The 568-nt window shown below is 43.1% G+C and carries 2 pseudogenes; one reads left to right on the top strand and one right to left on the bottom strand.

Features of this window, described 5'->3' with window-relative positions:
* A pseudogene (locus CIK04_RS24095) lies at window positions 1–180 on the bottom strand (cytochrome c); the annotation flags it as partial.
* 158 nt (window positions 181–338) lie between these two features.
* Here CIK04_RS24095 and CIK04_RS24090 point away from each other — a divergent pair.
* Window positions 339–568: pseudogene (locus tag CIK04_RS24090) on the top strand (GTP-binding protein); the annotation flags it as partial.

The raw sequence follows: 568 nt of genomic DNA, 5'->3' as shown, positions 1-568 counted from the left end.
TCTCAAGGTATTTGGCGTTGTTGACCTAGCCAGTTTGGGTAAGTTAGTGATTGCACTGTGCCGTCAGCACCGTGATCACGCAACACACGTTTGGGATTTTGCTTTACCAGCTTCAATATTACCTTGGGCCCATACTGAGCAGCTGGCTATAAGACTCAAAATTAGCGCTAATTTCTTCATGACATTCCATTATAATTATCAAGCTTCCAGTACCACGGATGTGAACATACCGAGTACACTCATGGTACAATAGGCGACCTTATGCCGAGCACGGTTATTTTACACAATTTCACAAAAAAGTAATCAATCGACTACACAAAGTCGAGATGGAGTTAACAGTGAGCGTAAAAATTCATTACCAAAACACGCATTTCATCACTAGTGCACCCGATATTCGCCATTTACCCGCTGATGAAGGGATCGAAATTGCGTTTGCAGGACGCTCAAATGCTGGTAAGTCCAGTGCACTGAATCGCTTAACCAATCAGAAAAACTTAGCTAAGACCTCGAAACCCAGGTCGCACTCAGTTGATTAACTTGTTTAAAGTCACGGAAGGTTGCCACATTG

The organism is Vibrio sp. 03_296, from assembly GCF_002265885.1.
This window is presented reverse-complemented; position numbering and strand designations above follow the sequence as displayed.